20 protein-coding genes and 2 tRNA genes are annotated in these 21745 nt (G+C 51.6%); 16 read left to right on the top strand and 6 right to left on the bottom strand.

Translation table 11 applies throughout. The features are described 5' to 3' along the window. The first annotated feature begins 3 nt into the window (after positions 1–3). The 5 genes from mreC to B7991_RS13595 all read left to right on the top strand — a co-directional run bounded on the left by mreC (position 4) and on the right by B7991_RS13595 (position 5229). A complete protein-coding gene (gene mreC / locus B7991_RS13615) occupies positions 4–831 on the top strand; it encodes a rod shape-determining protein MreC (RefSeq protein WP_088631315.1) in 828 nt (275 codons plus the stop codon). Next, positions 824–1309, top strand: coding sequence for a rod shape-determining protein MreD (gene mreD, locus B7991_RS13610; RefSeq protein WP_088631314.1), 486 nt, complete (start codon positions 824–826; stop codon positions 1307–1309). Before mreC ends, mreD begins: the two co-directional genes overlap by 8 nt. Then, positions 1302–3155: a penicillin-binding protein 2 gene (mrdA, locus tag B7991_RS13605; protein WP_088631313.1), complete on the top strand. Its 1854-nt coding sequence runs from the start codon at positions 1302–1304 to the stop codon at positions 3153–3155. The genes mreD and mrdA overlap by 8 nt, the downstream gene beginning before the upstream one ends. After that, positions 3152–4399, top strand: coding sequence for a rod shape-determining protein RodA (gene rodA / locus B7991_RS13600; protein ID WP_088631312.1), 1248 nt, complete (start codon positions 3152–3154; stop codon positions 4397–4399). Before mrdA ends, rodA begins: the two co-directional genes overlap by 4 nt. Positions 4400–4518: 119 nt before the next feature. Then, complete coding sequence (locus tag B7991_RS13595; RefSeq protein ID WP_088631311.1) at positions 4519–5229, top strand: ComF family protein; 711 nt, start codon at positions 4519–4521, stop codon at positions 5227–5229. A gap of 33 nt (positions 5230–5262) precedes the next feature. Here the strand turns inward: B7991_RS13595 and B7991_RS13590 are convergent. Continuing rightward, positions 5263–5343, bottom strand: a tRNA-Ser gene (locus B7991_RS13590). Positions 5344–5431: 88 nt separating this feature from the next. Between B7991_RS13590 and B7991_RS13585 the strand changes: the two genes are divergently transcribed. Then, complete coding sequence (locus tag B7991_RS13585; protein ID WP_088631310.1) at positions 5432–6625, top strand: HD-GYP domain-containing protein; 1194 nt, start codon at positions 5432–5434, stop codon at positions 6623–6625. 291 nt (positions 6626–6916) lie between these two features. Here the strand turns inward: B7991_RS13585 and B7991_RS13580 are convergent. Then, positions 6917–6989, bottom strand: a tRNA-Phe gene (locus B7991_RS13580). Between the two features lie 169 nt (positions 6990–7158). On the opposite strand from B7991_RS13580, the gene B7991_RS13575 reads away from it, so the two are divergent. From B7991_RS13575 to B7991_RS13555, 5 genes are all read left to right on the top strand, one after another. After that, on the top strand, positions 7159–9663 hold the full coding sequence (locus B7991_RS13575) for a CotH kinase family protein (RefSeq protein ID WP_088631364.1): 2505 nt from the start codon (positions 7159–7161) through the stop codon (positions 9661–9663). 121 nt (positions 9664–9784) lie between these two features. After that, positions 9785–10579, top strand: coding sequence for a ubiquinone/menaquinone biosynthesis methyltransferase (locus B7991_RS13570; RefSeq protein WP_088631309.1), 795 nt, complete (start codon positions 9785–9787; stop codon positions 10577–10579). After that, the gene (locus tag B7991_RS13565) at positions 10576–11232 is read left to right on the top strand and encodes a UbiX family flavin prenyltransferase (protein ID WP_254917983.1); all 657 of its coding nucleotides are present in this window, start codon (positions 10576–10578) and stop codon (positions 11230–11232) included. The genes B7991_RS13570 and B7991_RS13565 overlap by 4 nt, the downstream gene beginning before the upstream one ends. 21 nt (positions 11233–11253) lie before the next feature. Beyond that, positions 11254–12144: a 4-hydroxybenzoate octaprenyltransferase gene (locus B7991_RS13560; protein ID WP_088631308.1), complete on the top strand. Its 891-nt coding sequence runs from the start codon at positions 11254–11256 to the stop codon at positions 12142–12144. After that, on the top strand, positions 12131–12352 hold the full coding sequence (locus B7991_RS13555) for a hypothetical protein (RefSeq protein WP_088631307.1): 222 nt from the start codon (positions 12131–12133) through the stop codon (positions 12350–12352). The genes B7991_RS13560 and B7991_RS13555 overlap by 14 nt, the downstream gene beginning before the upstream one ends. Positions 12353–12359: 7 nt before the next feature. Here the strand turns inward: B7991_RS13555 and B7991_RS13550 are convergent, their stop codons facing one another. The 4 genes from B7991_RS13550 to B7991_RS13535 all read right to left on the bottom strand — a co-directional run bounded on the left by B7991_RS13550 (position 12360) and on the right by B7991_RS13535 (position 16016). Beyond that, positions 12360–13277, bottom strand: a complete 918-nt coding sequence (locus B7991_RS13550) for a biotin--[acetyl-CoA-carboxylase] ligase (RefSeq protein ID WP_088631306.1) — start codon at positions 13275–13277, stop codon at positions 12360–12362. Positions 13278–13420: 143 nt separating this feature from the next. Then, a complete protein-coding gene (locus B7991_RS13545; protein ID WP_235003025.1) occupies positions 13421–13819 on the bottom strand; it encodes a hypothetical protein in 399 nt (132 codons plus the stop codon). Between the two features lie 212 nt (positions 13820–14031). Continuing rightward, positions 14032–15039 (bottom strand): tRNA (adenosine(37)-N6)-threonylcarbamoyltransferase complex transferase subunit TsaD, encoded by a 1008-nt coding sequence (tsaD, locus tag B7991_RS13540; protein WP_088631305.1) that lies wholly within the window; start codon positions 15037–15039, stop codon positions 14032–14034. Then, positions 15036–16016 carry a YbbR-like domain-containing protein gene (locus B7991_RS13535; protein WP_088631304.1) on the bottom strand — a complete coding sequence of 327 codons (981 nt, stop codon included), beginning with the start codon at positions 16014–16016 and terminating at the stop codon, positions 15036–15038. Before B7991_RS13535 ends, tsaD begins: the two co-directional genes overlap by 4 nt. 45 nt (positions 16017–16061) lie before the next feature. Here B7991_RS13535 and B7991_RS13530 point away from each other — a divergent pair, with 45 nt between their 5' ends. The 5 genes from B7991_RS13530 to B7991_RS13510 are packed head-to-tail and all read left to right on the top strand — an operon-like array spanning position 16062 to position 21618. Next, complete coding sequence (locus tag B7991_RS13530) at positions 16062–16949, top strand: ABC transporter permease (RefSeq protein ID WP_088631303.1); 888 nt, start codon at positions 16062–16064, stop codon at positions 16947–16949. Further along, positions 16949–18262, top strand: a complete 1314-nt coding sequence (locus tag B7991_RS13525) for a murein hydrolase activator EnvC (RefSeq protein WP_088631302.1) — start codon at positions 16949–16951, stop codon at positions 18260–18262. The genes B7991_RS13530 and B7991_RS13525 overlap by 1 nt, the downstream gene beginning before the upstream one ends. Beyond that, a complete protein-coding gene (locus tag B7991_RS13520; RefSeq protein ID WP_233138500.1) occupies positions 18244–19383 on the top strand; it encodes an AAA family ATPase in 1140 nt (379 codons plus the stop codon). Before B7991_RS13525 ends, B7991_RS13520 begins: the two co-directional genes overlap by 19 nt. Continuing rightward, positions 19383–21095, top strand: coding sequence for a single-stranded-DNA-specific exonuclease RecJ (gene recJ, locus B7991_RS13515; RefSeq protein WP_088631300.1), 1713 nt, complete (start codon positions 19383–19385; stop codon positions 21093–21095). Before B7991_RS13520 ends, recJ begins: the two co-directional genes overlap by 1 nt. 4 nt (positions 21096–21099) lie before the next feature. After that, positions 21100–21618, top strand: a complete 519-nt coding sequence (locus B7991_RS13510) for a hypothetical protein (protein WP_088631299.1) — start codon at positions 21100–21102, stop codon at positions 21616–21618. Positions 21619–21745: the final 127 nt, after the last annotated feature.

The following is a 21745-nucleotide window of genomic DNA, read 5'->3' as shown; positions in this document are numbered from 1 at the left end:
TCGATGCTTAGAGCTTTTCGCTTTATTGTCGATCTGTTTACCCAAAGGCATGGCGTTGTCGCTTTTGCCTTTTTTCTCGTTTTAGGGATTCTGATGCATGCGTCTTCGACGGCAGTGCGCGAGAGCATTGTCGACAAGGCGCTTTCGACGGTATTTTACCCGGTGCAGCTTTTGATGACCTCTGTGAACGACTTTAAGTCTTTGCAGGCCGAAAATGACCATCTGAAGGCGGAAAACGCAAGGCTCCGTCAGGAGACTTACCACGCGAGCGAGGGCTTGCAGGAACTGGCGAGGTTACATACGCTGGTGCGTTTTGACGACAAGTGGGATTTCCCGATTGTGACGTCTCGCGTGGTGGGGCATAACCCCGGGCGATTTCTCACGACTCTCGTAATCAATCGCGGAACGCATCACGGCGTGAAAGAGAACATGCCGGTGATGTCGATGAACGGCCTTGTCGGGAAGATTTCGAAGGCTTCGCTTACGCATTCGCGCGTGCAGCTCATGGTGGACCCGAACTTGAAACTCTCCGTGCTCGAGCGCCGTACGCGTGTGGTGGGCTTCTTGGAGTCTGTAGACGGTCATTTGCTTTCGGCGATGATTCCGTCGCATGCTGGCGTTGCCGAAGGCGATACGCTCATTACGTCGGGGCTTGGCGGCATTTTCCCGAAAGGTATCCCGGTGGGCACGGTGCACAAGGTCCGCAAGGCGGATCTGGACGTGATGAGCCTCATGGATGTGAAGCCGTTCCAGGAATTTTCGACCTTGGAAGAAGTGTTTGTGATGCAGAAGGAACCGGATTGGATTATCCAGGAGTTGCTCGATGAGTAATTACGGATGGTTGAAGACGCTTCTGATGTTTGTCATCGCTTTTGCGGTGCAGTCGACGATTGGCGACTGGCTTAAGATTTTGGGCGTTGGGCCCGACTTTATCCTGATTTTCATTGTATCCGTGGCTTTGCGTTTTGGGGCTGGTACGGGTTGCTTCTGGGGATTTTTGGCCGGGTTTTCGCTGGATGTCTATGCGCCGGTAGAGTGGCTGGGGGCGAATACCATTGCCATGACGATTGTTGGCTTTGCCGTGGGGCAGCTTGAAGAACATTTCCTTACGCTGAACTTGCCTCCGAAAGTGGGCGTGCTTGGCCTTGCGTTTTATGTGAACGATATGTTCTATTTCCTCATAACGGGTCTCGAAAGAGATGTCGTGACGACTTTATTCCTGACGAAAACGGTACCGGAAAGCATTTACACTGTAGTTATTGGCGGTATTTTGTTCTACCTCACTTCGGGGAAGAAGTCGGATGTATAACGATACATCGGAGAACGAGGCGCGAGTTCGTAGGAATTGGAACGTCCTGATTTTTTTGGCGGGGACGGTTCTTGTCTTTACGGTGATTTTGTTCAAGCTTTTTTCGCTGCAGTACCTGCATTACGAAGAGAATTTCCAGCGCTCCGAAAATAACCGCTTGCGTCGAATTGAGTTGATTGCTGACCGAGGCTACATTTACGATAGGAACGGGAATGTGCTGGTGCGTAACCGCCCCTCGTACCAGATTGCGCTCCAGGCGCTTGAAATGCCGCGTAAAAAAGCGGATAGGGATTCCATTTTCAAGAAGCTTTTGAACATCCGTGATGCGGCTGGCGTGCGTCTTTTTGATTCGCTTTCGCTCGATACGGCGTTCCAGAGGATTCGCTGGGTGCGTACGCGTCCGGTCCGCATTCTCGAAGATGCGACGATGGAGCAGGTCGCCGTCATTGAAGAACATTCGACGGAACTGCCGGGTGTCTCGGTGATTATTGAATCGCGCCGTGAATACCCTTATGGAACGCTAGCCTCGCATGTGCTCGGTTACACGAGTGAAATTTCGGAAGAGCAGCTGAAGCTCCCGGAATATGCATCGTACTCGCAGGGCGACCGCGTGGGGCAAAAAGGATTGGAGCAGGAATATGACAAGGAGTTCCGCGGCAAGAACGGGCTTAAGCTTGTGGAAGTGAATGCTTCGGGGCGCGAGGTGCGTACGCTTACGGATGTGGGCGGCTTTATTGCGCCGGAACCGGGACTCCACATGGTTTCGACGATTGACTTGAAACTGCAGAAGGCGGCGGAAGCGGCGATTCCCGATTCGGCGAAAGGCGCCTTGGTGGCGATCGATCCGCGCAATGGCGAAATCTTGGCGATGGTGTCTTCGCCGCGACTGGACCCGAACATCTTTTCCTTGAAGCGTCGTGAACGCAACAAGGGCTGGGCGCATGTGGCGCTGGATTCGATGCGACCGCTCACAAACCGTGCGATTTCGGGCGTTTATCCGCCGGCTTCGATTTTTAAGCTTGTGACGTCTGGGGCAGGGCTTGAAAGTGGGATTATTTCGGAGACAAAGTATTACCCAAAAGCTTGTACGGGCGGTTACCAGTACGGGGCGCGTTACCAGAGATGCTGGGGCGTGCATGGAAACTTGAACGTGGTGCATGCGCTGCGCCTTTCGTGCGACGTGTATTTCTATCAGGCGGGCCTTGAAATCGATATGGCGCGTATCAATGAATTTGCTCGCCGCTTTGGTTATGGTGAACAGTTGCTTGGCGTGGATATCCCGGGCGAGCGTGCTGGCTGGCTTCCGGATTCAGCGTCGTTCAACCGGCGCAATAAGCGCCTGGGTTGGCGCTGGGCTCGCGGGCTTATTCTGAACCTCTCGATTGGGCAGGGGCAGATGGTGACTCCTTTGCAGCAGGCTGTGTTTATTGGATCTTTGGCGACGAACAAGGGCGTGTATCGGCCTCACTTTATGAAGGAATTGCAAGATGCCGAGGGCAATGTGGTGCGCCGCTATGAGCCTGAAATCATCCGTCCTGGAACGATGAAGCCCGAGACACATCGCGTGCTCTTGAATGCAATGGACTCTGTGGTAAACCATCCGGGAGGAACGGGCAAGAAAGCTGCTGTACCTGGAATTCGCGTGGGCGGAAAGACCGGTTCTGGCGAATGGAAAAAAGGGCAGAAGACGCATGCCTGGTTTGCTGCGGTGGCACCTCTGGATGACCCGCAAATTGCGGTAGCCGTGATTATGGAAGCGGGCGGTGGCGGCGGCTCTGTGGCAGCACCGATTGCGCGTAAGGTGCTGATGGCGTTTTTTGGTAAAGAAGAAGAGGAACAAGAATGAGTACCGACCGCATTCAAGACAAGTCATTAAAGTTTGACTGGTTCTTTATTGCCGTGACGCTCACGCTCATGACGTTTGGCGTGTTCCTCGTGTATTCGGCGACTGTGGGCGAAGAACTGGCTGTTTACGATACGCACTGGTTTAGGCAGATCATTTACTTCTTGACCGGTATTGCAATTGCGGTAGGCCTTGTGTTTGTGAAAATCGACTGGCTTAAGCGCGTGGCAGTGCCGTCTTATGTGATTGCTCTATTTTTGCTGTTGTTCGTGCTCATATTTGCGGGCGATGTAAAGGGGGCGGGGCGCTGGATTGACTTGAAGGTAATCAAGTTGCAACCTTCGGAGTTTGCAAAGATTGCGTACTTGATTACGATTTCGTACTGGCTTTCGAAACATCCGGTGAGTTTGCATAAATTGAAGTCTTTTTTGGTGCCGTTAGGACTGTTTATTGTTCCGTTCTTGCTTGTGCTGAAGCAGCCGGATTTGAGCACGGCGCTTGTGTTTACGGCAGTGACGCTTGTCGGGTTCTTTTTTGCGGGCCTCACGTTTACGGACTTGTTCTTGATTGTAAGCCCTGTCTTGTCGGTGCTATTTTCGCATTCGCAGTCGATGGTGTTGCAGGTCTTGTGGGGCATTTTGATTTGCCTTGTCGTGTTCTCTGTGTTGCGTAGGCATTTGTCGAAAAAGTTCTCGGGCGTGATTATTGCGACGAACATCTTGGCGGGGTATGCCAGTACGATGGTGTGGAACATGCTGGAGCCGCACCAGCAGAAGCGCGTGAACACGTTCCTGGATCCGATGAGTGACCCGCTTGGCGATGGCTATCAGGTGTTGCAGTCGCTTACGGCGATTGGTAGCGGCGGCATTGGGGGCAAGGGCTTTGGAAACGGCTCGCAGACGAATCTCTCGTTTTTGCCCGAAGAACATACGGACTTTATCTTTAGCGTGCTCGGGGAGCAGTTTGGCTTTGTCGGGTGTGCTGCAATTCTTGTGCTGTTTACGTTGTTCTTGTGGCGAGCCTCATCGATTTGCAAGACGAACGATGACCCGTTTGTGACGCTTGTGACGATGGGCGCGTGCACGATATTCTTGTTCCACATCACGGTGAATATTGCAATGACGATTGGGCTTATGCCGGTGACGGGGCTTCCGCTGCCGTTCCTCTCTTACGGTGGCTCGTTTGCGCTTGTGTGCATGTTCCTCGTGGGGCTCTTGATGTGCCTGCGGTATCAGGGAAACAAGTAATTAGTTGTTGGTCAATAGTCATTAGTTGATTGTTTAAATAAAATTTTACCGTTCGTTTTGTCTGAAAAAGCGTGTTATAGAGTAGGGGCGCTTTGTGCTCCTTGATAACAGGAGGCTTTATGGAACTTTTGCGGACGGTCGCTAATTTTGTTTTCGGGATGGAATGTCTGGGGTGCGGGACTTCTTCGGAAAGGCTTGACCCGTGGCTTTGCCCCTCGTGTGCATCGGAGCTTGTGCGTGAATCGTGTTTGCCCAAGTTTCCAAACGAGGATGCGTTTTGCCTTTTTCCGATGAGGCCATTGACCAGGCGGCTGGTGCATGCGCTCAAGTACAGGAATATTCCCGGGCTTGCATCTTACCTAGTGCGTCATTCGTCGGCGGTAAAGCTCGGGGAGGTGGCGCAGGAACTTTTATTGCTTGCTCAGCCGCTATACTTTGTGCCTGTTCCTCTCCATAGGGCGAGGTTTCGCGAGCGTGGCTACAACCAGGCGGAGCTTTTGGCGGCGGCGCTTGCGACTGCGACTGGAGGTAAGGTTTGCCGTTGGTTAAAGCGCAAGACGTTTATTGTTTCGCAGACTAAGCTCTCGAAAGAGGAACGCGAAATGAATGTGGCAGGTGCGTTTGTATCAAATTTCCCACGGAAAATGCCTACGCGGGGGAGTGTTGTCGTTGTGGATGACGTTTTTACGACGGGGGCGACGACTTCGGCGTGCTTGGCGGCATTTGGACCGGATTTTCCGTTCCCTCTTAAGGTGTGTACGCTAATTTACGACGAGCCTGCGACGGCTGTGGCGGATTTTGCTGCAGATTGCCGCGCTTTTTACAAATAAAAAAGCGCTCCCGATGTTCGGAAACGCTTTTTACGGAGGAAGAGGGACTCGAACCCCCAAGCCTTACGGCGGCGGTTTTCAAGACCGCTGACTTACCAATTAGCCTATTCCTCCAATTGGTGCGCAAAGAATAGAAAAAAATGCCGTATATCGTCAACGATACTTTGCTTTTTAATGAAGATTAATTATTTTTTTACATACGATGAATAACCAAGGAGCATATACCGATCTTGGGGACGGCGAAGTTGCCGCTCTCTTGTTTGAATATATGCCCAAGATTGCTGCAGAGCACGAAATGGACAGTCTCCTTGTGCTCATGGCCGATTTGGGCCGCCGTATTGTGCAGGCCGATCGTTGCTCTCTCTGGCTTATTGACGAGGAGAAGAACGAACTGTGGACCAAGGTTGCTCATGGTGTAAGTGAACTTCGCATTCCGCTCTCGGCTGGTTTTGTCGGTTATTCGCTTAAGACTGGTGAACCGCTTTTGGTCGATGATGCGTACCGCGATGCTAGGTTTGATCGTCGTAGCGATATCAAGAACGGCTATCATACAACGTCTGTCATGACGATGCCTCTTGAAAGCGATAATCGCGTGATGGGCGTATTCCAAGCTATCAATAAGGTTGGCGATAACGTATTCTTCTCCAAGAAGGATTTGGAACGCCTCAAGCTTATTTCGGTCTATTCTGCGAAGACGATTGAATCTGCAATTCGTGCGCAGAAACTGGAACGTTATGCGAAACAGTTGGAACGCAAGGCCGAGGAACTCAAGTCCGCTCATATGGAGCTTATCCGTATTTTGGGCGAGGTCTCCGAATTCCGCAGTCAGGAAGTGGGCGACCATATTCACCGTGTCGCTGAAATTTCGTTGAAGCTCGCCAAGTATCTTGGACTCCCGCCTGATCTGCAGGAACTGATTTACTATGCGGCTCCGCTCCATGACCTTGGCAAGGTCGGTATTGCGGACATGATTTTGAACAAGGCGGGCAAGCTGACGCCTGAAGAGTTCAACATCATGAAGAGTCATTCCATTATCGGTCGTACGTTGTTGCGCGATTCCAAGACGGATTTGCTTTGCATGGCGTCTGACATTGCGAGTGCCCACCATGAACGTTGGGACGGTACTGGTTACCCGGATAAGCTTAAAGGCGAAGAAATTCCGCTTGCAGCCCGCATTTGTGCGGTGGCCGATGTTCTTGATGCCCTTTCGAGCCCGCGCTGCTACAAACCCGCTTGGACCGAAGACCGCGTCAAGGAAGAGATGAAAAAATCCAGCGGCTCGCATTTTCAGCCGGAGCTCATCGATATTCTCATGGAGCACTGGGACGAATTTTACTCTTGCTATAAACCAGATGGTGAGTTCGTCAAGAAAAAGCTCTTGCCACCTGTGAAATAAATCACATCGTCTTTTTTGCCATGCCCGCCGTTGTGCGGGCTTTTCTTTTTGGTATTGCAAGAGGGAGATTCCCTCCCGGAACCCCGGAACTTGTCCGGGGCAAGCTCAGTCCGGGATGACAAAAGGCGGGAATGACAATGCTTGTTACGGGATGGTGACCCCGTCCCCATACGCGGATCATGACCACATAAGAGCTAAAGCTCTAAGTGGTCAAAGAGAATAAATCCGGGGTGACAATTAAAAAATGCCGAAAATAAAGAAAAAACCTCGGTTTTCACCGAGGTTTCTTCGTGGTTCCGATTGGAATTGAACCAACGACACGCGGATTTTCAGTCCACTGCTCTACCAACTGAGCTACAGAACCATTTTGGTGACCCAATTATAGATATTTATTTTCCGCTTGTCAAGGGTAAAGAGAATATTACTGTTATTTTTTTAAAAAAACTACTAAATTTAGTGTTGTTGGATGGAATAATAAGGTGTCCCATGGAATAATTCATGGGGTAGTGTGTTTTTTATTTTAGGTGGTCGCCGTGATTCGCTCAAAAAAATGGATTAAAGAGATTCTTTCTCTGACTGCGGTTTTTGGTACAGCATTTGTTATAGGTTGTGCTGAAGAGAATGCTGATGCTTCTTTTAATGCTCCGAGTTCTAATATACCTGGGCAGCAGTGCCAAGTGCCGGGTACATGCAATGATACGATCATTAACGGCAATGATACGAGCGTAATACCACTGAATCCACATACAGATACCATCATAAGGGTTATTGGTACCGATACTATTGTTGAAACCGTTGTTGTTTATCTCCCTGAAGATACTGTACTTCGTTGGGTTGGACAATCTGCATTGCGTATAACGGAAATTGCTCCGTTGAACATGGACTGGCTGGACGAAAATGGCGATGATCCGTCCTGGGTGGAAATTTACAACTCTAGTGATAAAGATATTGACCTAGAGGGCTACACACTTGTTGAAAATGTGAAGAACTTGCGCAAGTGGGTTTTTGGTAGCAATATTATTAAGGCGAAGTCTTTTAGAGTTGTCTTCTGCGACAGGAAAGATATTTCCGCTGTGGAAAGTGCCGATATCGGCGATCGCCATACGCGTCCGCACACGAACTGGAAGCTGGATAAAGACGGCGGTACGATTTACTTGATCGACAGATACAATGGAATCCGCGACTCGGTTGCTTATCCGCAATTGTTGGGTGGCCTCAGCTGGGGTATCGTCGATGGTGGCTATTGGAAGTTCTTTGATAAGCCGACTCCGGAAAAGCCGAATACAGAATCCAAGGCTTATGATGAAATCGTCCCTGCTGCGGATATGAGCGGACTCAAGGCCGGTTTCTATAACGATGCATTTACTCTGAATCCGCCGGCTCTTGAAGATGGCGTGAAACTCCGCTGCACGACAGATGGTTCTGTGCCGACTGAAAATTCTCCGGAATTCAATTCCCCGAAGACGATTGACCATAGCATGGCTTTCCGTTGCGCAACGTTCAAGAAGGGTGCTCTTTCGAACAAGGTTACGACTCGCACGTTCTTTGTGGACGAAGATGTCGTAAAGATGCCTGTTGTCGCCATTAGCGTGGATTCCAGCTTCTTCCGCGAACATTACATCAAGACGAGCTGCGACGCTCCGAAGGGTTGCAAGGACAGTGCTGGCCTTTATGCTGATGTAGAACTTCCGATTCATGTGGAATATTTTGAAAAGGGTTCTTCTACAAAGGATGGCGCTACCTGGGAAATGGATGCAGGCATCTCGTTGATGGGCGGATATAGCCGCTTGAATGATAAGAAGTCTGTTTCTATCCACCTTCGTGAAGGTTACGAAGACGGTAGTGTCAATTATCCGTTGTTTGAAACCCGCAAGGGCGTGAATGACAAGTATAGGGCATTTAACCTCCGTAATAACGGTAACCGTTTTGTCAGTGACTACATTGAAGATGCTATGGGCGGCGCTCTCCTCGAAGGTACTAGCGTAGACTATCAGAGAAGCCGTCAGGTCGTGGTGTTCTATAATGGCAAGTATTATGGTATTCACGACATGCGCGAACGTTTCAATAAGCATTATGTAGAAACGAACTACAAGATTGAATCGAGCTCCGTGAACTTTATCAAGCACTTGGGCCAGGAAGTTGAAGCCAGCAACGGTACGACGGATGCTTACTTGGCAATGCTTAGCTTTGTTGCCAAGAACGATTTCTCCGGCGAAAATAATGCAAATTACGCAACGGTGAAGACGATGCTCGATGTGGGCAACTTGGCGGACTACATGGCTGCTGAAATTTATATCCACAATGGTGACTGGCCGAATAATAATGTGCGTGCCTGGTCTGCTCCAGAACATCCGTGGAAGTTCATGGTTTATGACCTTGACCACGGCTTTGACTGGACTTGGGGCGTGAACAATAAGGAATTCACCCAGGAAACCAATATGTTTGAATGGATCAAGAAGGGTGGTGGAAACAAGCCGTGCAAGGTAGAAGGCTGCTTTGCAAATCTCTATATCCAGCTCATCAAGAATCCGGAATTCAAGCGCATGTTCATTAACCGTTCTGCTGTGATGTTCAATAGCTATACGAACTTTGCTAACGTGACTAAGATCGTCAACGCTATGACGGCGACAATCGATGCTGACGAAATGACGCGCGACCTTGCTAAGTTCAAGCAGGACCAGAAGTGGTATGAAAACTCTTGCGGTCATGGATTTGACAAGACTGGTTCTTGCATGAAGGAATGGGCTGAAAAACGCGATCCTAAGGTTATTCGTGAATACGAAGAAGAATTCGGTTTGAGCGGTACGGCTTCTGTGACTATCGCTGCATCTGGCAAGGGCACGGTGCTTATGGAAGGAGCTGCACTCCCGAATGGTGCTACGAGTTACAAGGGCAAGTTCTTTGTGGGTAACCCGATTCTCTTGACGGCTGTCCCTGATGCTGGTTCTGTGTTTACTGGCTGGAGTGATGGCGTCACTGACAATCCTCGCTTGGTTGAACCGACGGAAGGAGCTTCCTTTACCGCTAAGTTCCAGTAATTGAAACCGTCGTGAGAGGCGCTTTATCGAGAAGCTCTTTGTCGAGATGCGCCGCCGCTTATGGTGAAATTCGGGGCCTGGATATAGATCCAGGCCGCTTTTTATTTCTACATTTTGCTATATGAAAAGTCCCGTGCGTAAGATGTTCGATGGCATTGCGAGCCGTTACGATTTTCTGAATCACTTTCTGAGTTGTTATCAGGATGTGCTGTGGCGCAGGTATTGCTGCAAGCGTCTGAAGAAGATGATGGCTGCGGGCATGCTCGCGGAAAAGTCGATTGACGAGATGCCGCTTTCGAAATTGCAAGACGAGATGCCGCGCGATTTGAATAAAGTTCGCTTGCTCGATTTGTGCGGGGGTACGGGCGATTTTGCCAACACGTTCCGCAAAATTTTCGAATCTGGTTGCGTGTGTGCGCGCGACTTTGTCGTGGACCCTGCTGTAATCGGTGATTTTTCGTACGGGATGCTTGCCGAAGTCAAGCCGAAGAAAATCGATGCGCATGCGGTGCAACTCGATGCCATGAAAATGCCTTTTGCAGAACTCCAGTTTGACGTGATTCTGAACGGCTTTGGCATGCGTAACGTGCCTGACGCCCGTGGCGCCTTGCTGGAATCGTATCGCGTGCTTGACGCGGGCGGCTACCTCTGCGTTTTGGAATTTTTCTCGCCGAGGAATTTGTTCAATAAGTTCTTCTATAAGGTGCTTGCACCGCTATTTATCCCGGTAATGGGCGCCTTCTTTAGCGGCAAGCGCGATGCTTACGAATACTTGGTAAACTCGATTATCCGCTTTTTGCCAGTCGATCAGTTCTGCAAAATGGCCGAAGAATGCGGCTTTGAAGTTAAGCAAGTCAAGATGTTCGATGGCGGAATTTCGTTTGGCGTGTTCTTGCACAAGCCGGGTAAAGCATGAGCCACTTTGTGCTTGGAGTGACGGGCGCTAGCGGCAGCATTTATGCGACCCGTACGGCGATGTACTTGCAGCGCTTTCATCATGAGGTTACGCTCATCGTAACGCCCCCGGGCAAACAGGTTCTCGAATACGAAGGCCAAAGTGCGCTTTTCGACTATTGCAAAGACGTGTGCAACGTGGATGATTTTTTTGCGGAATGCGCGAGCGGTTCTAGCGATATTGCAGGCATGGCTGTGGTGCCGTGTTCCATGGGAACGCTCGGGCGCATTGCGGCTGGGACTTCGGATAACTTACTTGTGCGTGCGGCGGATGTTTGCCTCAAGGAACGCCGCCCGCTTGTGATTGTGCCGCGCGAGATGCCGTACAACTTGATCCACATCGAGAATATGAAGCGAGTGACTTTGGCGGGCGCGGTCGTGATTTCGGCGTCGCCGCAGTTCTACAGCAAGCCGCAAAGCATCGAAGAGCTTGTGGATACCGTCGTCGCGAAAATCCTAAAGCACTTGGGCGTGGAACAAACGCTTGTCGCGAGTGTTGCTAAAGTGTGGAATGGCGATGAAAGGGAGATTCCCGCTCCCCGGAACAAGTCCGGGGCAAGCTCAAGCGGGAATGACAAATCCACGGAGGCGGGAACGATAACCAATGACCAATAACTATTGACTAACAGCTAAACCATGAATAAAATCCTTGAATTTACACATCTAGTCCGTTTGAGCCATTCGCTGTTTGCGATGCCTTTTGCGATTGGTTCCATGTGGGTCGCGGCAAACGGTTTCCGCGACATGAGCGCTTTTGAAACTGCCCGCATTATCGTGCTTATTGTGCTTTGCATGGTGACCGCCCGTAACAGTGCCATGAGCTTTAACCGCATTGCAGATGCCAAGTTCGATGCGGAGAATCCGCGGACGGCAAAGCGCCATTTGCCGGCAGGGCGACTGAGCCGAAAATCGGTGATGGCGTTCTTGGCGTTGAATGGAATCTTGTTTGTTGTGTTTGCATGGATGCTCCAGCCGCTTGCTGGCGCGCTTGCGTTCCCGGTGTGGCTGTTGCTGCTTTCGTATTCGTACTGGAAGCGTTTTAGCTGGCTTTGCCACTGGTTCCTTGGCTTTGCGATTGGCATGAGTCCGCTTGGCGCCTGGATTGCCGTTCGCGGTGAATTTGCCGTGTTTCCGATATTCCTCCTGTTTATTCTGATGCTTTGGATGGGGGGCTTTGACATTATCTACGCGACGCAGGATATTGAAATCGACCGCAAACAGGGCTTGCATTCCGTGCCCGCTCGCTTTGGCCTTGAAAAGTCCTTGCGCATTGCGCTGGCGAGCCATTTGGCAATGCTCGTACTTTGTGTCGTGTTCGGATTTTTCTGGAACATGGGCTGGATTTGGTGGACGATTACGGGACTTATGACAGCCGCGATTGTCTATATTCATTTGTTCAGAAAGTCAAATGACCTGGATGCGATGAACCGCGACTTTTTCCTTGCGAACGTGGCCATCAGCGCGCTTGTGATGATTGGTCTCATCGTCTGGATTTGCATGGGAGGTGACGTCAATGCCCTTTATTAATCGCCCGAACGGAAAGCTCACGAATGAAGAAAAAGTGAAGATGTTTCATTTGATGGGAGGCGTTGCCGCCGTTTTAGCGCTTGTCTGCATTTTGCTGATTGAAACGGGTGCTGCTGGCGAACGCCGCGACCTTGCCGACATGGGCCTAACAGCGATGATTGTGATGCTCGCTGTTTCGCTTATTGGTGCGATGTATTTTAAGAGATAAAACTCTCTTAAATTTCCAAATCTGCAGATATAACGGTCTCGACGGTTCCGTCATCGCATTCAAAGAGGAGACTTCCGTCATCGTTCATGTCGATGATGCGGCCTGTTTTTTTGATGGATCCTTCGCCGGAATCCCGGTTTTGGTCGGTGCAGTGATGGTTTACGATGATGGTGCCGCGGGCGCCGATGAACTGGTCCATGCGCTTCCAAGCTTCGACCCATGGGCGAATGCCGAAGGCTTTGTACTGTCCGATGGCGCGTTCGAGATTCCCGATAAGCGCCTGCAAAAGCTTTTCGCGATTGACTGGATGCCCGAAGATTTCTTTGAGCGTGGTGACGGCGCGATTCAGGTGCGCATAATCGGCAGAATCGCTATTGACGTTTATTCCGACACCCATTGAAAGAGCCGGACGCGGCGCATCTTGTTGCATTGTCATCCCCGCGGAAGCGGGGACCTCCCTCTTGACGAAGACTATTTCCGCGAGAATCCCGCAGAACTTGCTTTTGCCGTAGAGAATGTCGTTGGGCCATTTGACCGTGATTTTTGGCGAGTTAGCGTTTACCGATTCAGCGCAGTCCCGGTTTGCAATAGCAACGTCTTCTTGAACATTGTTGAATGTTTCTGCAAATGTGAGTGCGGCTACTTGTGTAATTTGTGCAAAATTACTTGCGGGTATTCCTTCGAGCGGAATCAGAATGTTGAAATAGAGATTCTTGCCGGCAGGGGAGTCCCACGTGCGTTCGTGACGGCCATGCCCATCGCTTTGAGAGTCTGCGACAAAGAGCGTACCTGGTGCAATTTCACCAGAGGCCGCCATGGATTTCATGAGCTTGTGCGTGCTGCCGATAGTCTCGAAAAGATAAGCTGGTGCCCCGTTAAAACCCGTAAGCTGCCAGTCTGTGAAATTGCGTTCTTGCGAAAACATTTGCTAGCCGTTAGTCGATGGTCATTAGTTGTTAGAAAATCTAGTAAAAGGAGATGCCCGCTCGGAGGCGGGCATGACAAGAACAGAGATGCCCGCTCGGAGGCGGGCATGACATGGGTGGCGATTCTCGTCTTTCGCGAAACTTACTCGTCTGCTTGCTTTTCTTGTAGTTCTTTGAGGGCTTCTTCGGGGAAGATGTTGAAGAACTCGCGCTTCTTGTCTTCAAAGAGCTGGAGCATGCGTTCCTGTTCGAACTGCTCACGGTCGATGTTCTGCATGAAGAATTCGTCTTTGGCGAAATTGCGGCTCTGTATCGTCTTTTTGATATCTTCGGACAAGTCGACGTTGTCCCAAAGAATGTAGTACGAACCGACAAAACCGTCTGCAAAAATATCAACGTTCAATTGTACGGAATTGCTTTGCGAAGAGTCCACCATCTGGACTTTGGTTTCGCGCTTTTCAGGGCGGAAAACATCAACGTCACTAACAGGTGTGTTTAAATCCTGTGCTGAGCAAAATGCTGTTGCACAAAAGAATAACATTACCTTATGTTTGAACGACAAAATCATATTTACAATATACAATGAAAAATGCAAAAAGAACAAAGTCGTTTCGAAAAGCGCTGCTGAAAACACGGTTAAAAAGTCACTAAAATGCGCCGGAACCGTATATGCAACGCTTCCGTCTTGCGGAGTGTATTATATGCGCGGGGCTCTCGTCGTTCGTCTGTAGCCACGTAGTGGTGTTCTCTCGTCTAAAGAGCGAGCGGCATCCACGGTTTCACGACGTCGATGGATTCGAGCTTGCCCTGCAATTTGCGGCGGATGGCGGCTGCGGCAATCATCGCTCCGTTGTCTGTACTCAGGCTGCGGTCCGGCACGCAGAAGCGGATGCCCTTCTTGTCGCAGTAGTCCTGCAAGCGGGTGCGCAACCAGCTGTTTGCACTCACGCCACCGCCCATCACGAGCGTCTTCATCTTCGTTTTCTTGAGGGCGTTGATGGTCTTTGTGACAAGGCTATCGACAATGGCATCTTCGAGCGAGGCGCAGATGTCGCCGAGGTTCTGCTGGATAAATTCCGGGTCGTGCGTTTCGGTGTAACGGAGCACGGCAGTCTTTAAGCCGCTGAACGAGAACTCGCAGCTGTCGTGCGTGTGGAGCGCGCGCGGAAATTCCACGAATTTGCGGTTGTGGTCCTTGCCGAGACGGCTGATGGTTGCCCCTGCGGGGTACTTGAGGCCGATGAGCTTACCGCACTTGTCGAATGCTTCGCCGGCGGCGTCATCGCGGGTGCGACCGATGCTTGTGTACTTGAATCCCGGTTCTTCCATCACGAGTTCCGTGTGGCCACCCGAGACGGTGAGCGTCAAGAACGGCGGTTCGATGTTCGGGTTAGAGAGCCAGGCAGCGGCAAGGTGGCCTTCGAGATGGTTCATGCCGTAGGCCGGAATGTTCAAATCGCGGGCGAGGCCTTTGGCAAAGCTAGCGCCAACGAGGAGCGGACCCATAAGGCCAGGGCCTGTGGTATAGGCAATCGCGTCGATATCCTTGAGTTCGATGCCGGCTTCCTTGACGGCGGCTTCGGCAATGGGGGCAATCTTTTGCAAGTGCGCACGGGCGGCGATTTCTGGAACAACGCCTCCGTAAAGGGCGTGTTCGTCAATTTGGCTGTAAAGCGGGTTCGAAAGAACTTTTAAGGGCTCGTCCTGTAAAACGGCGCATGCCGTTTCGTCGCAGCTGGATTCGATTCCAAGCCAAATCATATTCCGTATTCCTCGTCTTTGTCTTCGCCTTCGGTATGGGTCTTGATGAGCTTAATCTTGTCGGGTTTGACAAGGACGGCCTTGATGGACATGCTGCGGTCGATATCGGGCGGCAGGTTCAACTTGACTGTCGGGGCAAGGCTGTCTGCATCTTCAATGGCGAATCGGTTGTATTCAATAAAAAGTTCAATATCGTTGTGCTTGATGGCTTCGATGACTTTGTCGCCGCCGGTGACTTCGACGGTTGCCTGTTGCGGCGAGAGCGTATTCAAAGCTCGGTCATAAAAACCAATCAGCTGAATGGGGATGTTCTTAAATTCTTTCGACTTGATTTTCTGGACATCGACAAATACTTTTGCCACAGAATCGCTAGGCGTTACAAATGGCGGTAGTAGATCGGTTTCTAGAGGGACCGAGAGTGTCTGGCTTGCCTTGATGCTGTCGAAAAATACGGAGTCCGTCGGAATGTCGATGATTCGCGTGAGGGCGTTACGGGCGCCTGAAACTTTCAAGTCTTCTTGGAGGAGCTTGGGCTGTTGCACAAGCACATAGCCTGGGGCCGCGCCAAACGTTACGTTGCTCTTGATGGGGATGCTGCGTTCAATGCGCGTATCGACCGCCACATCGATAAAGAGGTACTGGTTGTCCGGTTCCACATAGTGCACCGAAGAAAAGTTCGGGGCTACAAAGTTCTTCGAGTCGAGGTGGATGCGCTTGGAGCCGAGTTCGGCGAGGTGCATGTCGACGACCATTGCTGCCTGCTTTTGCGACTGCAGGCGGATAAGGTCCAGGGGCTTGCCTTCGACGGTCACCGAGACAGTGCTAGGCGGCTTTGATGCAATCGCGAGCGCTTCGGGCAACTTCACGAACGTAAGCGGCACTTCCATCGTCAGTTGGAAGTCCTTGAGCGAGATGACATAGAACCAGAGGGCCATCGCGCATACCAAGGCGGTAATCTTTAATATGATGTTTCCCATAAAAGCCCCTTAAAGAACAGCTATAAATTTAATTATATTCGAGGCGTGTTCGGACAATTAGGTTACTTAATATCGGAATCTTTTAGAGGATGGAAGCAGCACCGCACGGTGATTCTTCCGTCTTTGCTCACGATTTTCCTGTGCTCGCTTTTGCTCTCGGCCTCTTTTACGGCGCTCGGCGTTTCGTTCAAGCTCCTCTCGGTCGAAAAATCGCTGTACGTGATTGAGGCGTTTTTGAAAGAGGATGTTCCCGAAGATTCCATTGCGGTTATCCAGACGCGGCTCGAACATACGCGCCATGTGGAGTCCGTCTCGTTTGTGAGTGCGGATTCGGCGCTCGCTGATTTTAGCAACCATTTCTCGCCGGACATGCTCACACTTGTCGAAGGGAACCCTATCCCCGCATTTTTCCGAGTGTCCTTGAGCGAAGAGGCGCGCAACCCGGCAGACCTTTCCGAAGTGCGCAATACGATTGCCGAAGAAGCCTACTTTGAAGAGGTGCAGGCTCCGTTGAAGTGGGCTTCGCGAATTGCGTCGTGGAAGTTCAAAATGATTTTCTGGCCGATTTGCATCAGTATCCTTTTGCTCATTACGCTCTCGCTTATCATTTGCAATTCGGTAAGACTTTCGCTCATGTCCCGCAAACTCCTGGTCGAGAACATGAAGTACGCGGGTGGCAGTTATCTGTTCATTGAATTTCCGTTTGTGCTCGAAGGGGCCATGCAAGGGTTTTTAGGGAGTGGCGTTGCCATCTTGTTGCTTGGGCTTGTCATCCGTTCGCTCGTGCAGATTTTCCCGATTGTAGCAAGTGGCGTTGCCTATTTTGGAATTGTAGCGCTATTTACGGTGCTCTTGGAAACGATGCTCGCGGGCTACTTTAGTTTCCGCACGGTGCGCAGTTTCTTGTTCGAAAAGAAGGGTGAGCAGGAATAATGCGTCTTGTTTGCCGGTTCATTCCGCTTTTGGTTTTCATCTTTGCCGTGGTGGCGGGCTCTGCCGTTTCGTCTTATGCGGCCCCGAAAAAGACCGATGCGCAGATCGATGAACAAAAGAACGCCCTCAAAAAGCTTGAGGTCGATCTTGCGAAAAAACGTGAAGAACTTGCCGTCCTTGAAACCGAAGAAAAGGGCGTCTTGAACACGATTTCGCTTTTGGACCAAAACTTGAACCGCACCAGGTCTTACCTTTCGGAACTGACCCGCAATGAGGATATGTTGCAGGGGGCTGTTAAGCAATTGGTGATGGATATCGATTCTCTTGATTTGAAAATCAAGGCTCGCAAGCGTGCCATGAGAAAGCGTATCCGTAATTTGTATGTACACGGCCGCAGTAACGATGCCGAAATCCTCTTTGAACTTTTGACCAAGAACGGGAACCCGGAACGCGAAGTTTACTGGGTGCACCACTTGCTGAACCGTGACCGTGAAGACGTTGAAACGCTCCGCCAGCTCATTGCCGAACGCACGCAGAAACAGCAGACGCAAGAGAAACACTTGGCCGAGCTTTCGAGACTCCGTTCCCGCAAGGCAGTCGAAGAACGCGGCCTTGTCGCGCAGATGAACGGTCAGGCGCGAATGCTCAATTCCCTCAAGCACGACAAGGCTGTGCAGCGCATGGCGCTCAAGGAATTCGAACGCAACCAGAAGACCATGCTTGCGCTCCTCAAGAAACTTGAGCAGCGCCGCAAGCGAGAAATCGAGGAAGCGAAGCGCGCCGAGGCAGCCCGCCTCGCCGCCCTCAAGAAGAAGGAACGCGAAGCCGAGAAAAAACGCCAAGCTGCCGACAAGAAGCGCGAATCAGAAAAGAAGCGTGAGGTCGAAACTGCCCAAAAGCAGACTCCGGTACCGCATTTCAAAGGCCCGAAGTGCATGCCGCTCGACGGCCCGATTATTAGTGAATACGGCCTGCAGGAACACCCGGTGCTCCACATCATGACGCGTAACCTCGGGGTGGAAATCCGCGGAAAGCGCGGTGGCCGCATCCGTGCCGCTGCAGCCGGAACTGTGGCGATGGTCGCCGAAATTGACGGCCGCGGCCCCTCCGTGATCATCGAACACGAAGATGGAACGTACACGGTGTACGGTCACATGAAGGCAATCCACGTCCAAGAGGGCAAAAGTGTCAAGAAATGCGAAGAAATTGGAGAAGTGGGCGATATTGCTTCGTTAAATGGTATTAAATTGTATTTCCAAGTAAGCGAAGGGACACAGACCGTGGACCCGTTGCAATGGTTGAAACAGAGATGATAGAATATCGCTTAAATGGCCCCGCCTCCCAGGAACGAATCCGCATTCGTCTTATGGCGGCGTTGCGTGAGAACCGCTTCCCGCAGTCGATTCTTATCGACGGTCCTGTGGGCATTGGCAAAAAAGCGCTCGCGATGGAAATTGCCCAGGCGCTCCAGTGCACAAACCCGAGTGTTCGCCCGTGCGGTAATTGCTTCGGCTGCAAAATGGCTACCGATACCGGCGTGACCGACAACTGGGTTGTGCCGATGGAAGCGAAAGAGGCTAGCGCCCGCAATGCGGCTGACGTCTCTGCCGGGAGCTCTGCAAAGACCATCCAGGATTTTAAACAGGCCTACATCGAAGAAATCACGAAGAACCCGTACCGCGTGGATATTTTCAGCGCGGGCGCCGTGATTTCGGTGGAACTCATTCGTACGATGACCGCCTCTTTTGCGATGAAGGGCGACCGCGTGCGCGTGGTGATTATCGCCGAGGCCGACCGCATGAACGATTCTGCGGCAAATGCGTTCCTCAAGACTCTCGAAGAAGTCCCGCCGAACACGTACTTCATTTTGACGACTTCGTCTCGCGAAAAGCTCTTGCAGACGATCCGTTCGCGCTGCCTAGCGCTCCACCTGCCACCCCTCACGGATGAAGAAGTCCGTCAGGAGGCCATTCGCGTGGGCGGCGAAGAATTTGACGAATCGACACTGACCGACGATGTGATCGGGCTTGCCGTGGGTTCTCCTGGCATGGCGCTTTACTACGCCGAACACGCCAAGAACTGGTGCCCTCTTGCGGTCGATTTTATCGAGAAGTCGCTTTCACAGGATTACACGGACCTTTTCTTTAAGCTCGAAGATTCCGGACTTGAAGACCCGGCCATCGTGAACCGCTTCTTGGAAGTGCTCTCGTTCTTGATTACGGACTTGTTGCGCCGTGAATCGGGCGCTCCGCTCCGCATCCCGGAAGCGACGGGCAGCGTGAATCTCGAACGCTATCCGCAAGTGGGGGCATCTGCCCTCGAAGCGGCTCTCGTGAGTGTGCAAGAAACTATGTCGAGAATCGCCTCCAGGCGAATGGCGGCAGTGACCTGCCTCCAGAACCTCTCGCTAAAACTTTTTGAAGGCTACAAGTAATGGAAGATCTTGTCGCCTCAACTTTGTCCTCTACGCTAAAGATTCCGCATGCGGTCGCGAGGTTCTTGGTCTCGCGCGGCATCAAGACTGTTTCTGATGCGTACCACATGCTGTGCTCTAACGAGAGCGACGTGCATGACCCCTTCCTCATGATGGGGATGGACAAGGCTGTGGAATGGATACTTGCGGTTCGCGAACGTGGCGAGCGCGTGTTCATTTTTGGCGACTACGACTTGGACGGCATGACGTCCGTGACGCTTTTGACCCGTTGTCTCAAGACTGTAGGTATTGAATCTGAATGGCGACTTCCGAACCGCTTTGGCGATGGCTATGGCCTCTCGGTTTCTGCCGTCGATGAAATGTATGAGGCGGGTGCTCGCAACTTGATTACCGTGGATACGGGCATTACCGCAAACGTGGAAATTGCACATGCCAAGGAACTCGGCATGGCGGTCATGGTCATGGACCATCATCAGCCGTCGGGCGATGGGCTCCCGGTAAGCGATGTGCTTCTGGATCCGCATCAGGATGGCGACAATTACCCGAACCCTGAACTTTGCGGTGTCGGTGTTTCGTACAAGTTTATTTGCGCCTTGTTCAGCCGCCTCGGCATTAAGGCCCCGGTGGAATATTTGGACTTGGTTGCACTCGGGACGCTTGCGGATTTGGTGCAGATGACGCCTGAAAACCGCTATTTTACGCGTACCGGGCTCGAAAGCCTTAAGAGCAGCCGTTGGCCTGGCGTACAAGAAATGTACTCTTCCCTCATGAAGCCCCATAGCTGTGTGGGCGGCATCGACGTGATGTACAAGCTTGCGCCGCTCCTCAATGCTCCTGGCCGCATGGAACGCCCGGACCCGGCCCTTAAACTTCTTTTGTGCGAAAACAAAGGCGAAGCGGGCAAGCTCTTGGAAGAGCTGAAAGAATGGAATAAGCGCCGCAAGGACAAAGAAGCAGAAATCACCAAGATGGCGATGGAGCAAGTTCAAGCGCTTTACGGCGACACCATCCCGACTGTCATTGTAGTTGCTGGCGAAAACTGGCACGTGGGCGTGATTGGCATTGTCGCGGCAAAGCTTGCCCAGGAATTCCACAGACCTTCGGCTGTGCTGTCGATTATCAACGGCATGGCACATGCGAGCGCCCGTGCTGTTCCTGGATTCAACTGGCACAAGGCCCTTTTTGACAGCCGTGAACTTTTTGACCGCTGGGGCGGTCACGCAAATGCGGCGGGCTTCTCGCTCGAAGCCGGTAAAATTGAAGAGTTGCGTGGGCGCCTGTTACAGTCTGCGGCAGATCAAGGCTACACGGGTGAAGTTATCAATACCGAAGAATCGTACCCGTACGACATCAAAATTGCACTCCGTGAACTGACCGTAGAGACGCGTGTCCCGACGGGTCGCTATCCGATTCGTGAACGCTCCATTCTTGAGTTCATCGACTTGCTGGAACCGTTTGGCGGAAACTTCCCGTACCCCGCATTCCGCGCCGAGAACGTGACCGTGCATCGCGTGCGTGAACTTCGTGGCGGACACCTGCAAATGGAAATCTCGCAGGCGGGGAGTGCCGTTTTCCCGGCAATAGCGTTTGGACTTCGCAAGAGCAAGGCTCTGCTCGGGCGCTCCCGCCCGGTGACGGTCGTGTTTGAGCCGATTTGGAATTACTATAACAACACCAAGACGGTGCAGCTTTGCATCAAGTCCATCGAGTAGTGCTATGCTGAAACGGAACGCTCCATTGCTTGCCTTTGCTCTCGTCTTTGTGGCTGTGCTGTACTTTGTCTACAGCATCCCGCAGTACGAGCCTATCGTGGATGTCGAGGAAGAAGAGGAAGTTCCTGAAGAAGCGTTTACTGGCCGCGTGGAAATGCCCTCGATTGATGAAATCTACGTGATTGAAAATACCGCAGGTCGTGACCTGAACAAGCTTGCGATGTTTTTGGAAGGCCGCGCCGCTGGCTTGCATTACCTCTCCTCGGAGTATTTCAAGAAAATCCGTGTGACCCGCAAAGGGAACCGATTTATCAAGTCCGATGACGATGTGTTCCTCGGTTTGCACCTGACACTCGATAGCCTTGGGCGCTTTATGGATCCGCAAATCATGTTTACGAGTTCCGATAACGAAGTGTTCAAAGTCAAGCTCCTGAAGCATGTAGAATACTTCTGGCGCCTTCCGCCGAGCAAGCAGGGCAAACTCGAAATCTGGATCCCCATTCGCTTCCACGGTGGGGTTTAACCCCTTACTGTCACCCCGGACTCCGTTCCGGGGTCACCATACACTATTAAAGGCGATGCCCGCACTGAGGCCGGCATGACAACAAATGCAAAAGAAAAGCTCCACTAGGTGGAGCTTGGCAAATGTT

This window comes from Fibrobacter sp. UWB3 (genome assembly GCF_002210405.1).
Classification (GTDB): domain Bacteria; phylum Fibrobacterota; class Fibrobacteria; order Fibrobacterales; family Fibrobacteraceae; genus Fibrobacter.
Note: the sequence above shows the minus strand (reverse complement) of the source record. Positions and strands in the feature narration are given on the sequence as shown.

Coding starts and splice junctions, on each gene's coding strand:
- mreC (WP_088631315.1), top strand. CDS start 4: ATGCTTAGAGCTTTTCGCTTTATTGTCGATCTGTTTACCCAAAGGCAT.
- mreD (WP_088631314.1), top strand. CDS start 824: ATGAGTAATTACGGATGGTTGAAGACGCTTCTGATGTTTGTCATCGCT.
- mrdA (WP_088631313.1), top strand. CDS start 1,302: ATGTATAACGATACATCGGAGAACGAGGCGCGAGTTCGTAGGAATTGG.
- rodA (WP_088631312.1), top strand. CDS start 3,152: ATGAGTACCGACCGCATTCAAGACAAGTCATTAAAGTTTGACTGGTTC.
- B7991_RS13595 (WP_088631311.1), top strand. CDS start 4,519: ATGGAACTTTTGCGGACGGTCGCTAATTTTGTTTTCGGGATGGAATGT.
- B7991_RS13585 (WP_088631310.1), top strand. CDS start 5,432: ATGAATAACCAAGGAGCATATACCGATCTTGGGGACGGCGAAGTTGCC.
- B7991_RS13570 (WP_088631309.1), top strand. CDS start 9,785: ATGAAAAGTCCCGTGCGTAAGATGTTCGATGGCATTGCGAGCCGTTAC.
- B7991_RS13565 (WP_254917983.1), top strand. CDS start 10,576: ATGAGCCACTTTGTGCTTGGAGTGACGGGCGCTAGCGGCAGCATTTAT.
- B7991_RS13560 (WP_088631308.1), top strand. CDS start 11,254: ATGAATAAAATCCTTGAATTTACACATCTAGTCCGTTTGAGCCATTCG.
- B7991_RS13555 (WP_088631307.1), top strand. CDS start 12,131: ATGCCCTTTATTAATCGCCCGAACGGAAAGCTCACGAATGAAGAAAAA.
- B7991_RS13550 (WP_088631306.1), bottom strand. CDS start 13,277: ATGTTTTCGCAAGAACGCAATTTCACAGACTGGCAGCTTACGGGTTTT.
- B7991_RS13545 (WP_235003025.1), bottom strand. CDS start 13,819: ATGTTATTCTTTTGTGCAACAGCATTTTGCTCAGCACAGGATTTAAAC.
- tsaD (WP_088631305.1), bottom strand. CDS start 15,039: ATGATTTGGCTTGGAATCGAATCCAGCTGCGACGAAACGGCATGCGCC.
- B7991_RS13535 (WP_088631304.1), bottom strand. CDS start 16,016: ATGGGAAACATCATATTAAAGATTACCGCCTTGGTATGCGCGATGGCC.
- B7991_RS13525 (WP_088631302.1), top strand. CDS start 16,949: ATGCGTCTTGTTTGCCGGTTCATTCCGCTTTTGGTTTTCATCTTTGCC.
- B7991_RS13520 (WP_233138500.1), top strand. CDS start 18,244: ATGGTTGAAACAGAGATGATAGAATATCGCTTAAATGGCCCCGCCTCC.
- recJ (WP_088631300.1), top strand. CDS start 19,383: ATGGAAGATCTTGTCGCCTCAACTTTGTCCTCTACGCTAAAGATTCCG.
- B7991_RS13510 (WP_088631299.1), top strand. CDS start 21,100: ATGCTGAAACGGAACGCTCCATTGCTTGCCTTTGCTCTCGTCTTTGTG.